This is a genomic window from Cellulomonas sp. McL0617 (assembly GCF_049994875.1).
Classification (GTDB): Bacteria; Actinomycetota; Actinomycetes; order Actinomycetales; family Cellulomonadaceae; genus Cellulomonas.
The window spans coordinates 3,230,650-3,244,647 of the sequence record NZ_CP188256.1 but is presented as its reverse complement, the minus strand read 5'-3'; the positions used below and the strand labels follow the sequence as shown (position 1 = coordinate 3,244,647).

Annotated in this window: 11 protein-coding genes; 5 read left to right on the top strand and 6 right to left on the bottom strand. The window is 72.6% G+C overall.

What is annotated here, in order from left to right:
• Window positions 1-16: 16 nt before the first annotated feature.
• Window positions 17-2,485 carry a phosphoketolase family protein gene (locus tag ACPPVS_RS14560; RefSeq protein ID WP_426592970.1) on the bottom strand — a complete coding sequence of 823 codons (2,469 nt, stop codon included), beginning with the start codon at window positions 2,483-2,485 and terminating at the stop codon, window positions 17-19.
• A gap of 254 nt (window positions 2,486-2,739) precedes the next feature.
• Here ACPPVS_RS14560 and ACPPVS_RS14555 point away from each other — a divergent pair, with 254 nt between their 5' ends.
• The gene (locus tag ACPPVS_RS14555) at window positions 2,740-3,741 is read left to right on the top strand and encodes an SURF1 family protein (RefSeq protein ID WP_426592969.1); all 1,002 of its coding nucleotides are present in this window, start codon (window positions 2,740-2,742) and stop codon (window positions 3,739-3,741) included.
• A 78-nt stretch (window positions 3,742-3,819) separates the two neighbouring features.
• On the opposite strand, the gene arfB is transcribed toward ACPPVS_RS14555, so the two are convergent.
• The 3 genes from arfB to ACPPVS_RS14540 are packed head-to-tail and all read right to left on the bottom strand — an operon-like array spanning window position 3,820 to window position 7,716.
• Complete coding sequence (arfB, locus tag ACPPVS_RS14550) at window positions 3,820-4,239, bottom strand: alternative ribosome rescue aminoacyl-tRNA hydrolase ArfB (RefSeq protein ID WP_426595989.1); 420 nt, start codon at window positions 4,237-4,239, stop codon at window positions 3,820-3,822.
• A gap of 13 nt (window positions 4,240-4,252) precedes the next feature.
• Entirely contained in the window at window positions 4,253-5,986 is a 1,734-nt protein-coding gene (locus ACPPVS_RS14545) for an ABC transporter ATP-binding protein (RefSeq protein WP_426592968.1), read from the bottom strand.
• Window positions 5,983-7,716, bottom strand: a complete 1,734-nt coding sequence (locus tag ACPPVS_RS14540) for an ABC transporter ATP-binding protein (protein WP_426592967.1) — start codon at window positions 7,714-7,716, stop codon at window positions 5,983-5,985. Before ACPPVS_RS14540 ends, ACPPVS_RS14545 begins: the two co-directional genes overlap by 4 nt.
• Before the next feature lie 102 nt (window positions 7,717-7,818).
• Between ACPPVS_RS14540 and guaA the strand changes: the two genes are divergently transcribed.
• The 4 genes from guaA to ACPPVS_RS14520 all read left to right on the top strand — a co-directional run bounded on the left by guaA (window position 7,819) and on the right by ACPPVS_RS14520 (window position 11,861).
• Complete coding sequence (guaA, locus tag ACPPVS_RS14535) at window positions 7,819-9,402, top strand: glutamine-hydrolyzing GMP synthase (protein WP_426592966.1); 1,584 nt, start codon at window positions 7,819-7,821, stop codon at window positions 9,400-9,402.
• 106 nt (window positions 9,403-9,508) lie between these two features.
• Window positions 9,509-9,943, top strand: coding sequence for a DUF3817 domain-containing protein (locus tag ACPPVS_RS14530; RefSeq protein ID WP_426592965.1), 435 nt, complete (start codon window positions 9,509-9,511; stop codon window positions 9,941-9,943).
• Window positions 9,944-9,947: 4 nt separating this feature from the next.
• Window positions 9,948-11,075: a glycosyltransferase family 4 protein gene (locus tag ACPPVS_RS14525; RefSeq protein WP_426592964.1), complete on the top strand. Its 1,128-nt coding sequence runs from the start codon at window positions 9,948-9,950 to the stop codon at window positions 11,073-11,075.
• Between the two features lie 126 nt (window positions 11,076-11,201).
• Window positions 11,202-11,861 (top strand): aromatic ring-opening dioxygenase LigA, encoded by a 660-nt coding sequence (locus ACPPVS_RS14520; protein ID WP_426592963.1) that lies wholly within the window; start codon window positions 11,202-11,204, stop codon window positions 11,859-11,861.
• A 51-nt stretch (window positions 11,862-11,912) separates the two neighbouring features.
• Here the strand turns inward: ACPPVS_RS14520 and ACPPVS_RS14515 are convergent, their stop codons facing one another.
• Entirely contained in the window at window positions 11,913-12,518 is a 606-nt protein-coding gene (locus tag ACPPVS_RS14515; RefSeq protein WP_426592962.1) for a hypothetical protein, read from the bottom strand.
• Between the two features lie 10 nt (window positions 12,519-12,528).
• The gene (locus ACPPVS_RS14510) at window positions 12,529-13,944 is read right to left on the bottom strand and encodes a PspC domain-containing protein (RefSeq protein WP_426592961.1); all 1,416 of its coding nucleotides are present in this window, start codon (window positions 13,942-13,944) and stop codon (window positions 12,529-12,531) included.
• Between the last annotated feature and the right edge of the window lie 54 nt (window positions 13,945-13,998).

Genomic DNA, 13,998 nt, shown 5'->3' with positions numbered 1-13,998 from the left:
TCGGTGGATGGCCAGGCTATTCGTTGTCGCCCCCGGTCGAGAGCGTCGCGGCCACCTCGCCCTCGGCGGCAGCGTCGCCGGCGTCCGGCCACACCCAGTCACGCACCGCGGGCAGGTCGTCGCCGTGCCGGCGCGTGTACTCCCGGGCGTGCAGGCGCTCGTCGACCATCCGCTGCCGCAGGCCCGCCTGGGCCGTCCGCAGCGAGGGGACGTTGTCGATGACGTCGATGACGAGGTGGAACCGGTCGAGGTCGTTGAGCATGACCATGTCGAAGGGCGTCGTCGTGGTGCCCTCCTCCTTGTAGCCCCGCACGTGGATGTTCTTGTGGCCGGTGCGACGGTAGGTCAGGCGGTGGATCAGCCACGGGTAGCCGTGGTACGCGAAGATCACCGGTCGGTCCGGGGTGAACAGCCCGTCGAACTGTGCGTCCGACAGCCCGTGCGGGTGCTCCCGCTCGTCCTGCAGGCGCATGAGGTCGACCACGTTGATGACGCGGACCTTGAGGTCGGGCAGCTCACGGCGCAGGATGTCCGCCGCGGCCAGCACCTCGAGCGTCGGGACGTCGCCCGCGCACCCGAGGACCACGTCCGGCTTCTCACCGGGCACCTCGGTGCCGGCCCAGTCCCAGATGCCCAGTCCGCGCGTGCAGTGCGCGATCGCCTGGTCCATGGTCAGGAAGTTGGGCGCCGGCTGCTTGCCGGTGACCACGACGTTCACGTACTGACGGCTGCGCAGGCAGTGGTCGTACGTGGACAGGAGCGTGTTGGCGTCCGGCGGGAAGTAGACCCGGACCACCTCGGCCTTCTTGTTGACCACGTGGTCGACGAACCCCGGGTCCTGGTGGCTGAAGCCGTTGTGGTCCTGACGCCAGACGTGGCTCGACAGCAGGTAGTTGAGGCTCGCGATCGGCCGGCGCCACGGGATCTCCCCGGACACCTTCAGCCACTTGGCGTGCTGGTTGAACATCGAGTCGATGATGTGGATGAACGCCTCGTAGCAGTTGAACAGGCCGTGCCGCCCGGTCAGCAGGTACCCCTCGAGCCAGCCCTGGCACTGGTGCTCGCTGAGCATCTCCATCACACGGCCGGCGCGGGCCAGGTGCTCGTCCACGTCCGGGCCGTAGAAGTCCGCGTTCCACTGCTTGTCCGTCACCTCGAACACGGACTGCAGGCGGTTCGACGCGGTCTCGTCGGGACCGAAGATCCGGAAGTTGTCGGGGTTCTGCCGGATGACGTCCGTCAGCCAGTCGCCCAGCACACGGGGGGCCTCGCTGAACGAGCCGCCGGGCGTGGGCACGTCGACGGCGTAGTCGCGGAAGTCCGGCAGGCGCAGGTCCTTGAGCAGCAGCCCGCCGTTCGCGTGCGGGTTGGCGCTCATCCGCAGGTCGCCCTCGGGCGCGAGTGCCCGGACGTCGTCGTGCAGCGTGCCGCCCTCGTCGAACAGCTCCTCGACGCGGTAGCTCTCGAGCCAGGTGCGCAGCACGTCGAGGTGCTCGGGGGTGTCCCGGGCGTTGGCCAGCGGCACCTGGTGGGCGCGCCACGAGCCGGTCGTCTTCTTGCCGTCGATGTAGTCCGGACCGGTCCAGCCCTTGGGGGTGCGGAACACGATCATCGGCCACATGGGGCGGTGCTCGTCGCCGCTGTTCTTGATGTCGGAGATCTCGTCGAGGACCTCGTCGAGCATCGTCGCGAAGCGCGCGTGGATGCTCTCGTGGGACTCGTCGTCGAAGCCCGCGACGAACACGTGCGGCTTGTGCCCGTAGCCGACCATGAGCGCGTCGAGCTCCTCGTCGCTGATGCGCGCGAGGACGGTCGGGTTGGCGATCTTGTAGCCGTTGAGGTGCAGGATCGGCAGGACGACGCCGTCCTTCTCGACGTTCACGAACTTGTTCGAGTGCCAGCTCGTGGCCAGCGGGCCGGTCTCGGCCTCGCCGTCGCCGACGACCGCCGCGACGAGCAGGTCCGGGTTGTCGAATGCGGCGCCGTACGCATGGCTCAGCGCGTAACCCAGCTCCCCGCCCTCGTGGATCGACCCGGGCGTCTCGGGTGCGACGTGGCTCGGGATGCCGCCCGGGAACGAGAACTGCCGGAACAGCCGCCTCATCCCCTCGGCGTCGTCCGTGATGTCGGAGTAGACCTCGGAGTACGTGCCGTCGAGGTACGCGCTGGCGACGAGCCCCGGGCCACCGTGACCCGGGCCGATGATGTAGATGGTCGACTGGTTGCGCTCCGCGATCGCGCGGTTCAGGTGCGCGTACAGGAAGTTCAGACCGGGCGTCGTGCCCCAGTGGCCCAGCAGCCGCGGCTTGACGTGGTCGCGCGTCAGCGGTTCGCGCAGCAGGGCGTTGTCCAGCAGATAGATCTGGCCGACCGACAGGTAGTTGGCGGCGCGCCACCACTTGTCGATCCGTCCCAGCGTCGCTGCGTCGACCGGCAGGCCGGTCCCCTTGCTCCAGGTGGTGGGCTGTGTGGCGGTGATGGTCATTCGTGCGCTCCCCGTGCTCACTCGGGGCCTCGGTGGGCCCGGTGCCAGCCTCGTTGCCGGACTGGGGTGCCACGTAGGGCCGTTCGGCCCGGATGTGGACCCTCGTTCTGCCATACAACCGCAGGTGAGCGCCCCGTGCACAGGGGCAGGGCGAACGTTGATGGAACAGGTGGTGCCCGTGCTCGGTCAGCCTCGCACCGGTGGGACCTCCCGGCCGCTTTCGGGTGCCGACGACCTGCGGGGTACCGTGAGGCGTGACCGAGCCGGAGCTTGTCGACGACGTGTCCGCGCCCCCGCGCGAGCACGGCGCACGCTCCTCGGCACGGGTCGCCGCCGCACCGGTCCGCGCCGCCGCGCCGGCCCCGACCGCGGCGTCGTCGGACCCGGTCGCGCCGTTGCCGGCTGCGGTTGCCCCCGCGGCTGAGCCCGCTCGCGTGCGGTCCGCGTGGGAGCAGGCCGAACGCCGTCCGCCGACGACGATGCTCCGAGCGGCGCTGCGGCCCCGGATGCTCGTGATCCTTGTCCTGCTGCTGGCAGCCGCTGCCCTCTGCGCACGCCTCGGCGTGTGGCAGCTCGACCGTGCGCAGGTTCGGGGTGCGTCGGCGGAGGCCCGGCACACGGCAGAGCTCGTCGCCGCGGCACCCGTCCCGCTGGACACCGTGTTCCGGCCCCAGACGTCGTTCACCGGCGCGCTCGTCGGTCGCAAGGTCGCCGTGACCGGCACCTACGACGCAACCGGCCAGCTCCTGGTACCCAACCGCGCGCACGACGGGCAGGTGGGCTACCTCGTCCTGTCGCCCCTGCGCGTGTCCGCAGCCGACGGCTCGGTCCTGCCGGTCGTGCGCGGCTGGGTGGCCGACCCGTCGCAGGCCGACCTCCCGCCGACCAGCCCCGTGTCGGTCGTCGGCTACCTGCAGGTGTCCGAGGAGGCCGGGACGGGCGTCGCCGACGGGCGCACCGACGCGATCAGCTCGCCCGAGCTCCTGAACGCCTGGGGCGGACCGATCTACACCGGCTACCTCGTCGTGGCGTCGTCGGATCCGGCGCAGTCGTCGGCCGTGGAGATCCTCGATCCGCCGACCAGACCCGGCGCGGGCCTGAACCTCCAGAACCTGGCATACGCCGCCCAGTGGTGGATCTTCGGCACGTTCGCCGTCCTCCTGTGGCTACGCCTGGTGCGCGACGAGGCCCGGGGCGCCACCGACGACGGCGAGCGCGCTCCGGCCGACCCCCTGACGCCACCCGCCGCCGCCTGATCCCCGCTTCGTCCGCGAGCTCCACCGCTCACGCGGTACGCGCTGCCGGCGCCGACCGGACGTACCCGGCCCGGGCGGTCAGCCGGACGGCGGGCGCTGGCGGAGCTGCTTGGTGGCTCGGCGCTCGCGTTCCGCGCGGGCCCGGCGCTCACGGGAGGCGCGGCTCGGGCGCGTGGCGCGGCGGTCCGGTCCCGGGGGAGCGAGCGCGTCGTCGAGCAGCGCCGCCGCGCGGGCGAGGGCGGCCTCACGGTTGCGGAGCTGGGAGCGGAACTCGGACGCGGCGACGGTCAGCACGTCACCGCGCAGCCGCGGTCGCAGACGGTCCAGGACGCGGTCGTGCTGGGTGGGGGACGTCCACGGGACGCGCGCGAGGTCGACGGACAGCTCGACCCGCGAGTCGGTGGTGTTGACGGACTGGCCACCGGGTCCGCTCGACCGGGAGAACCGCCACGCGAGGGCGTCGTCCGGGACGACGACGCCCCCGCGCAGCTCGAGCATCACGCGTGCCGTCCTACTCGTGCTGCCACGAGTGCCACAGCGCGGCGTAGTCGCCGCCTGCAGCGACGAGGTCGTCGTGCGCGCCGATCTCGACGATCCGGCCGCCGTCCACCACGGCCACCCGGTCGGCGTCGTGCGCGGTGTGCAGCCGGTGCGCGATCGCGACGACCGTGCGACCTTCCAGCACCGCCGAGAGCGACCGCTCCAGGTGCCGGGCCGCGCGCGGGTCGAGCAGGGAGGTGGCCTCGTCGAGGACGAGCGTGTGGGGGTCGAGCAGCACCAGCCGCGCGAGCGCGATCTGCTGGGCCTGTGCGGGCGTCAGGGGTGCGCCTCCCGAGCCGACCTCGGTGGCCAGCCCGGCGGGCAGCGCCCGCACCCAGTCCCACGCGTCGACGGCCTGCAGGGCGCGTTCGAGGGCCTCGTCGGAGGCGTCGACCTGCGCCAGGCGCAGGTTGTCCGCGACCGAGCCGACGAACACGTGGTGCTCCTGGGTGACCAGCGCGACGTGCCCACGCAGCGCCTCGAGCGGCAGGTCGATCAACGGGACGCCTCCGACCGACACCGATCCGCCGCTCGGCGGGTGGATGCCGGCAAGCATCCGCCCGAGCGTCGACTTGCCGGCACCGGACGGACCGACGACGGCCAGGCGCTCGCCCACGGCGAGGTCGAGGTCGATCCCGTGCAGCACGTTGTGGCCCTCGCGGTACGCGTAGGTCACGTCGCGGGCAGCGACGGTCTCGTCGACGGGGGTGCCGTCGCGGGCGTCCCGGTCGGGTTCGACCAGCTGGACGCCGACGATCCGCGCGAGCGACGTGGCCGCCACCTGGATCTCGTCGATCCAGAAGATCAGCTCCCAGACGGGCCCCGTCACCTGGTAGCTGTACAGGACGATCGCGGTGACCGCTCCGACACTGACGAAGCCTTGCGACGCAAGGTAGCCGCCCCAGAGCAGCACGGCCGCCGGCGCGAGGACGAACGTCGAGTCGATGCCGGGGAAGAGGATGGTGCGCAGGCGCAGCGTCGCCTTCTCGGCCTCGAACGCCTCGGCCAGGTCGGCGTTCACGCGCGCGAACCGTCGCGACCCGAGCCGCAGCGCGTCGACCGTGCGGGCGCCCTCGACCGACTCGGTGATCGTGCCGTTGAGCGTCGCGTAGGCGGCGGACTCGCGCTGGTACGCCGGCGTCGCCCGCCGCAGGTACCAGCGCGTGATCAGGATCAGCGAGGGCACGCCGATGAACATCGCGAGCGCGACCAGCGGCGCGATGAACAGGCACGCCACGATGGTCAGCGCGATGGTGACCACAGCGACGATCACGCGCGGCACCCCGAACCGGACGGCGTGCTGCAGCTTGTTCACGTCGTTCGTGGTGCGCGCGACCAGGTCGCCGGTGCCGGCCCGTTCGACGGTGGACAGCGGCAGCGCGGTGACCGCCTCGATGAACTCCTCGCGGAGCTCGGCGAACACCTCCTCGCCGAAGATCATCGACGTCCGCTGCGCGAACCGCATGAGCACCGTCTGCGTGAGCACGGCGGCCGCACCGGCGAGCACGAGCGTGTCGATGTAGTGGCTCGTGGTGCCGTCGGTGACCGCGTTGACCAGCAGCCCGAGGATGAGCGGACCTGCCAGGCCCGCGGTCGCGGCGAGCGTGTGCAGGACCACGATGCCGATCAGCGGGCGTCGGTGGCGCCGGACCAGCACCTTCGCGTAGGCGCGGACGGTGGCGGTGTCGGCGATCGGGAGCTTCATCGGGCCATCGCCTCCTCGTCCATCCGTCGGCCGACGACCGAGCGGTACGCCGCGTCGTCGAGCAGGTCGGCATGCGTCCCCCGGGCGACCACCACGCCGTCCTGCACGAACGCGACCTCGTCGACGTGGTCGAGCACGAGCGGGCTGGCCGTGACCACGACGGTGGTGCGGCCGTGGCGCGCCTCGGCCAGCCGGACGGCGATGCGGGCCTCGGTGTGGGCGTCGACCGCGCTGGTCGGCTCGACGAGCACGAGGATCTCCGGGTCGACCAGCAGGGCCCGCGCCAGGGCCACGCGCTGCCGCTGGCCCCCGGACAGCGAGCGACCCTTCTCGGGCAGCTCGCCGGCGAGGCCGTCGGGCACGGAGTCGAGCACGTCGTGCGCGTCGGCGGTCGCGATCACGCGGTGCAGGTCGTCCGTCGTCGCGACGCCGTGCACGTCGAGCTCGCCCGCCAGCGGGCCGGAGAACAGCTGGGGCGTCGCCTCGGCCACGACGATCCGCGACCGGACGGCGTCCTTGTCCAGGTCGGCGAGCAGAACGCCGCCCAGCCGCACGGGCGTCTCGCGCTCGGCCAGGTCGTCGAACCGGCCGAGCCGGGTGGCGATCCGCGCGGTCTCGTCGGGGTCCGCGCTGACCAGCGCGAGCACCCGGCCGGGCTCGACCACGAGCCCGCTGACCTCGTCGACGAGCGGGACGCCCGGGGACGGCAGAAGCGCGGAACCGGGCTCGGCGCCCGTCGAGGGGACCACGCGCAGGACCTTGATCACCTTGCCGGCGCCGATGTGCGCGCGGGACGCGGCCTGGAGCATCTGTGTCGCGTTCTGGACCGGCCACGCGAGGAACGCCGCGAAGCCGTAGGTGGCGACGAGCTGGCCCGGCGTGAGCGTGCCCTCCTGCGCCATGTGTGCGCCCATCCAGATGAGCACGATGACGAACGTGCCCGGCAGCAGCACCTGCAGGGCGTCCAGCACGGACTGCGTCTTGGCCACCTCGACGCCGCGGCGCCGCGTCTCCTGCGACTGCTCGCGGTACCGGCCCGTGAAGACGGACTCACCGCCGATGCCGCGCAGGATGCGCAGCCCGGAGACCGTGTCGGCGCCGAGCGTGGTCAGCCGGCCCGACGCCTCGCGCTGGGCCGCCTGGCGGCGTTGCAGCGGCTTGACCAGCAGGCCGAGCGCGGCCGCGACCGTGGGCAGGCCAAGGATGACGACGAGGCCGAGCGGCACCGAGACGCGGAGCATGAGGACGGCCACCACGGCGTACGCGACGATGCTGCCGAGGAAGTGCGCGGCGAGCGCGTAGACCTCGCCGATCCGCAACGCGTCGTTGGCGACGGCCGAGACGACCTCACCGGTGGGCAGCTCGGAGGTGATGGCGTGGCCGCTGCGCGACACGGTCCGCCCGACGAGCTGGGAGGACGTGAACGCTGCACGCAGCCAGTTGGCGACGTCGTACCGGTGCCCGATCGGGCCGGCGACGATGACGACGAGGCCGATCGCGAGCAGCGCGCCGCAGGCGCGCCACAGCTCCGGGCCGAACCCGTGGTCGAGCCCGCCGTCGACCGCCCGGCCGACGACGAACGGCGTCACCGCCTGACAGGCGAAGAGGGTGATGCCGAGCAGCACGGCGACCAGGAGGATGCCCCACTGCCTCCGCGCCAGCCACCAGAGCAGCGCCCAGGGCCCGCTCAGCGGCGGGGTACCGGGGTCTGCCAGAGGGAGAGAACGCACGAGGAGCAACGTTACGTGGCGGTACCGACACCCTCCGAACGGAATACGGCGCTGTCGCTGTTCACGGCCCGGGGCGTCCCGTCGCGCCGGTACCCTGGGCACGTGACGCAGACGCCCCCGCCGCCCGCCTCCACGGACCACCGGCCGGTCCTCGTCGTCGACTTCGGCGCCCAGTACGCGCAGCTCATCGCGCGACGCGTGCGCGAGGCCAACGTGTACTCCGAGATCGTGCCGCACACGGCGTCCGTCGCCGACCTGCTGGCCAAGAACCCGGCCGCGATCATCCTGTCCGGGGGCCCCTCGTCCGTGTACGCGGCCGGTGCGCCGTTCGTCGACCCCGCCCTGTTCGAGGCCGGCGTCCCCGTGCTGGGGATCTGCTACGGCTTCCAGGCGATGGCCGCGGCTCTCGGCGGGACGGTCGCGCAGACGGGTCAGCGTGAGTACGGCGGTACCGCGGTCTCGGTCACGTCGCCGGGGACCGTCCTGGCCGGCAGCCCCGAGAACCAGACCGTCTGGATGAGCCACGGCGACGCGGTGCACGCCGCACCCGAGGGCTTCTCGGTGCTCGCGACGTCCTCGGGAAGCCCGGTCGCGGCGTTCGAGGACCGCAGCCGTCGGCTGTTCGGCGTGCAGTGGCACCCGGAGGTCAAGCACTCCCCGCTCGGTCAGAAGGCGCTCGAGAACTTCCTCTACGAGGGCGCCGGACTGGCGCCGGACTGGAACGCCGGCAACGTCGTCGCCGAGCAGGTCGAGAAGATCCGCGCGCAGGTCGGCTCCGCCCGGGTGATCTGCGGGCTCTCGGGCGGCGTCGACTCCTCGGTGGCCGCGGCGCTCGTGCAGAAGGCCGTCGGCAGCCAGCTCACCTGTGTGTTCGTCGACCACGGCCTGCTGCGCTCGGGCGAGGCCGAGCAGGTGGAGCAGGACTTCGTCGCCGCCACGGGCGTGCAGCTGAAGGTTGTCGACGCCCGCGACCGGTTCCTGCGGGCGCTGGCCGGGCACACCGACCCCGAGACCAAGCGCAAGATCATCGGCCGCGAGTTCATCCGGGTGTTCGAGGACGCGGCGCGGGAGATCGTCGAGGGGAGCGACGAGGAGGTCAAGTTCCTCGTCCAGGGCACGCTGTACCCCGACGTCGTCGAGTCTGGCGGTGGCGAGGGTGCGGCCAACATCAAGTCGCACCACAACGTGGGCGGGCTTCCCGACGACCTGCAGTTCGCGCTCGTCGAGCCGTTGCGCACCCTGTTCAAGGACGAGGTCCGCGCGGTCGGGCTGGAGCTCGGCGTGCCCGAGGGGATCGTCTGGCGCCAGCCCTTCCCCGGACCGGGCCTCGGCATCCGCATCATCGGCGAGGTGACCGCCGAGCGGCTCGACATCCTGCGTGCCGCCGACGTCATCGCCCGCGAGGAGCTCACCAAGGCCGGCCTCGACCGCGACATCTGGCAGTGCCCGGTGGTCCTGCTGGCGGACGTGCGCTCGGTCGGCGTCCAGGGCGACGGCCGGACCTACGGCCACCCGGTCGTGCTGCGCCCGGTCTCGTCGGAGGACGCCATGACGGCCGACTGGACCCGCCTGCCTTACGACGTGCTCGCGCTCATCTCCACGCGCATCACCAACGAGGTGCCCGAGGTCAACCGGGTCGTCCTCGACGTCACGAGCAAGCCGCCGGGCACCATCGAGTGGGAGTAGCGGGCGCCGGCCCGATCCCGGCTCGCCCGCACGGCGGAACGGTCGGGTCGGGACGCACGGGTTCGTGGGAGAGAATCCGGGGGATCACGAGAGGACGTACCCACCCATGACGCAGTCGCAGTCCCCGGACGCGGTTCCGACGACGACCAGCACGAGCCCCGACACCAAGGCCGCCGCCTGGCCGCGCAAGGCGGGTGGCGCGCTGCTGCGGTACCGGATCATGGCCTGGGCGACCGGGACGATGCTGCTCCTGCTGACCCTCGACGTGATCCTCAAGTACGTCCTGCACGCCAACGGCGTCGGCGCCGACGGGACGCCCAACGAGGTCCTGGGCGCCTGGGTCGCGCGCACGCACGGGTTCTTCTACATCGTCTACCTGGTCACCGTCTTCGACCTCTGGTCCAAGATGCGCTGGCGGCTCGGGCGGCTGGCCACCCTCGCCGCGGCCGGTGTCGTGCCCGTCATGTCCTTCATCCTGGAGCGCAAGGTCCACGCGCAGGCGACCGCCCGCATCGAGGCCGCCACCAGCGCGCTCGGCTGAGCCCGTGCTGATCACGCACGTCTCCGACTGCTACGCGCCGCGCACCGGCGGGATCGAGTCGCAGGTCGGGGACCTCGCGGCGCGCCAGGTCGCTGCCGGGCACGAGGTCCACGTGCTGACCGCGACCCTCGGCGAGGCGGGCGAGCGCGGCGGCGTCGTCGACGTCGAGAACGGCGTGCACGTCCACCGGCTCGGTGCCCGCCTCCCGTTCGAGCTACCGGTCAACCCGGTGGGCCCGCGGCTCATCCGCGACGCCTTCCGACGCCTGCGGCCGGACGTCGTCCACGTGCACGCGGGGGTCCTCTCGCCGTTCGCCTTCGACGGCGCCCGCATCGCGCTCGACCTGCGCCTGCCGACGACGATCACGTGGCACTGCATGCTCGACGGCGTCGTCGCTCCGCTGCGCGCGGTCGTCAGCCGCTCGCGCTGGCACGAGATGCCCGCCGCGCTGAACGCCGTGAGCCACGAGGCGGCCACCCGGGTCCGTCAGGTGTTCGGCGCCGAAGTGTCCGTGCTGCCCAACGGCATCGACCTGACCGAGTGGGGGCCCGCCGCGCGGGTGGCCGCGGGCGACGGTCCGCTGCGGCTCGTCGCGACGATGCGGCTGGTGCCACGCAAGCGCGGCGTCCCGCTCGTCGAGCTCGTCGGCGCCGCGGCCCGTCGACTCGCGCCCGGTGGCGTGCGGCTCTCGATCATCGGGTCGGGCCCGGCGCAAGGGCGCGTGGCCGCGGCGGTCTCCGACGGGAACCTCGAGGACGTCGTCGACCTGCGTGGTCGGCTCACCCGACCGCAGGTGCGGGCTGCGTACACCGATGCGGACGTGTTCCTCGCGACCGCCGAGCTCGAGGCGTTCGGCATCGCCGCGCTCGAGGCCCGGACCGCGGGCCTGCTGGTCGTCGCGCGACGCGGGACCGGCATGGCGGAGTTCGTCGAGGACGGGGTCGACGGGTTCCTCGTGGCGGACGACGACGCGATGGCCGACGTGATCGTGCGTCTGGCGACCGACCGCGCCCTGCTCGACCAGATGGTCGCCCACAACCGGTCGCACCCGCCCGCCTTCGGCTGGGCCGACGTGCTGGGCGCCGCCGACGGCGAGTACGCGCGGGCACGTGTCCTGATGCGAAATGCCTGATCGGTACGGGCATAGTCGGACATTTCTCGCTACCGTGGTCGTGTTCTGTTCCTCTGCCATGAGCTGCGGCGCTCACCCAGGCCTGAAGGCCTGCGGCCTCCCGCGGCGGGACTCGGAAGGAAAGACATGACGACGCAGCAGACCGAGGGGTCGAAGGGGGTCCGGGTCGTCGGACTCCTGACCATCATCTTCGGCATCATCTTCATCGTGGCCGGTGGCGTCACCTGGGGGGCCGTCTCCAGCAACCTCGCAGCGGAGAAGATCACGGTCTCCGACGACGCGAAGGCGTTCGGTGGACAGCTCGTCGACACACCGTGGGAAGCCTGGTTCCAGGCCGACATCATCAACACGCACGCACTGAAGATCACCGGCGGCAAGACGTACGCCGAGCTCCCGCAGGACGACCCGAACCGCAACACCGTCATGACCGCGTCGTTCCTGCGCGCGTCGCTGTTCACCTCCGTGGTCGCCTTCGGGGTGGCCCTGCTGGTCGTCGGACTCGGCGTGGTGTTCATCCTGCTGGGCTGGGCCGTCCGACATGTCGGCAAGGGCTCGGCGGCCGTCGCTGTCGCTCCGAGCGGCGCGCCGGCGGTCCTCACCCCGGAACCGGTGGCTGCTGTGCCTGCCGCCGCACCGGTGGCTACGCCCGTCGCCGCGCCCGCGGCACCGCCCGTCGCCGCTGCCCCGCCGGTAGCGACGGCTCCGCCGGTCTCGGCCCCGCCTGCCGCGCCACCGGTGTCGCACGTCGCGCCTCCGCCGGCACCGCCCGCGCCGCCCGTCGAGTGACGCACGCCGACGTCCGGTCCGCGACTCCACGACCGGACCGGACGTCGGTGGTCAGCGTCGGGCGTGCCGCGCGCCCGAGAGGATCGACCCGACCAACAACGCCGTGCCGGCCACCGCGAGCAGGACGATGAGCGCCAGCTGGACGTCGATGCGTGCCCCCGAGGCCCACGCCAGCACGCCGATCCCGAACGCGGCCAGGATCAGGCCCCACACCACCGTGCCGACGCGCAGCCGCCGCCGCGCAGGTGCCGGGGCCGCTACCGGGGTGTCGACGAGCACCGCGGGCGCCGGTGCGACAGGCGTCGGTGAGCCGTAGAGCGTCGGCTCCGGCGGGCTCGGTGCGAGCAGCGGCGCGGCTGTGAACAGGTCGAACGGGTGGGTGTCCCGAGGTTCGGCGGCCGCCGATTCGGGCACGGCGAGGATCGCCGTCGGGTCGACGTCAGTGGTCGCGACGGGCTGGTCCGCCTGGTGGACCGGGTTCGTCTCGTCGATCTCGCCGACCGGCTCGGTGTCCTCGGCCTCGTCGACCTCCGGCCCGGGCTCGTCGATCGTCGGCTCGGTCTCGTCGTCGATCGTCGGCGCGATCGCCTCGACCGTCGGCTCGACCGCGTCGATCGCCTGGGTCTCGTCGCCCGGGGTGCTCTGCTCGGTGCTCATGGGGTCTCTCCTAACCGGCCGGGGTCGGCAGCGTGGGAACGGTCGGCAGCGGGGGCACGGCCGAGGGGGACGCGTCGACGATCGACACCTGGCCGGCGCCCACACGGATCGTCAGCCGGAGCTGGGGATGGTCGCCGCCGCCGGTGGTGAAGTTGCCGTCGTCGATGGCGACTCCGTCCTGCGCACGGTGCTCGCCGCCCACGTCCCAGGTGATGTTGCCGGCGCCGATGTTGACGTCGGCCTCGACGCTCGCGCCCTCGGGCACCCGGACCGTGAGGTCTCCGGCGGCCAGGGAGATCGGCACGACGAGCGTCTCGTCGGTCAGCGGGACGTCCGTCAGGTCGACCGTGACGTCGCCGAAGCCCATCGAGTAGCCGCCGGCAGCCTCCTGGCGGCTCGTGGCGGTGACGTCGGTCGCGCTGAGCTGTCGCTGGCCGTCGCTCTGCCAGAAGGAGCCCGGGCTGGTGACGATGCCCAGCGGTACGGCCGCGAGCAGCCCGAGGACGGCGAGGCCGCCGAGCGCACCGCTGGTACGGCCGCGCAGACCGGAGATGATGATCCCGAGCCCGCCCAGGACGATCGCGACACCGAGCGCCGTGAGCGCCACGGGTCCGTCGAAGTGCCCGGTACGGTTCGCGACGAGGAGACCGGCGAGGGTCAGCAGGCTGAGCGCGACGACCACGCCGACCGTGCCCACGCCGGCGCCGGGGGTCCGCGGCCGCGGTGGCTTTGGCGGCTTGGGGGGCTTGGGCGGCGCCGGCGGGACGGGCGGCACGGGCGGGGTGTACGCCGACGACACGTACGGCTGGCTGACCGGCGGTGCCGTTGGAGCTGCGGCGGCATACGTCGCTGTCGGACCCTCGGCGGACGCGTCGGTGGGCGGCCGCGCGGGCGGGCTGTACAGCGTCGCCGGGTCGAACGGCTGCGGGTCGGCCGGCGGGGTGAACGGTGGTGCGACGGGGCGCGGGCGGTGCTGGTTCACGACGACCAGCACGATCGCGACGACGCCCAGGGAGAACAGCATCCACAGCAACCCCTGCACCCAGCTGGGAGGTCCCCAGAAGAAGAACCAGCTGCCCCCGCGCCCGAAGCCCACGAGCACCAACGCGAACGCCCCGAGCACGGCGACGTCGAACCGCCCGAGGAGCATCTCCTCGATGTGGATGCGTCCGTCGCTGCGCTCGGGCAGGAGGGCCCACGCGACGCCGTACGCGATGAGCCCGAGCCCACCGAGCAGCAACGACGCGGCGAAGATGCCGCGGACCAGCAACGGGTCGATGCCGAACCTGTCGGCCACCCCCGCGCTGACGCCGGCCACCCAGCGGTCGTCGGCACGCGTGATGCCGAGACGGCGGACGGCGGCGAAGAAGCCGTCGGTGGGATGTGCCCCGGGTTCGGGCGGTGCGGGTGGAGTGCTCGTGTCCATGCCTCGATCCTGGTCGCCCGGACGGTCGAGCGGCATCGGGTGTATCCCTGAGAC

What these genes read in the sequence shown, in the direction of transcription:
- ACPPVS_RS14545 (WP_426592968.1), bottom strand. Translation starts at nt 5,986, where the DNA reads ATGAAGCTCCCGATCGCCGACACCGCCACCGTCCGCGCCTACGCGAAG.
- ACPPVS_RS14530 (WP_426592965.1), top strand. Translation starts at nt 9,509, where the DNA reads ATGACGCAGTCGCAGTCCCCGGACGCGGTTCCGACGACGACCAGCACG.
- ACPPVS_RS14560 (WP_426592970.1), bottom strand. Translation starts at nt 2,485, where the DNA reads ATGACCATCACCGCCACACAGCCCACCACCTGGAGCAAGGGGACCGGC.
- ACPPVS_RS14520 (WP_426592963.1), top strand. Translation starts at nt 11,202, where the DNA reads ATGACGACGCAGCAGACCGAGGGGTCGAAGGGGGTCCGGGTCGTCGGA.
- ACPPVS_RS14515 (WP_426592962.1), bottom strand. Translation starts at nt 12,518, where the DNA reads ATGAGCACCGAGCAGAGCACCCCGGGCGACGAGACCCAGGCGATCGAC.
- arfB (WP_426595989.1), bottom strand. Translation starts at nt 4,239, where the DNA reads ATGCTCGAGCTGCGCGGGGGCGTCGTCGTCCCGGACGACGCCCTCGCG.
- ACPPVS_RS14510 (WP_426592961.1), bottom strand. Translation starts at nt 13,944, where the DNA reads ATGGACACGAGCACTCCACCCGCACCGCCCGAACCCGGGGCACATCCC.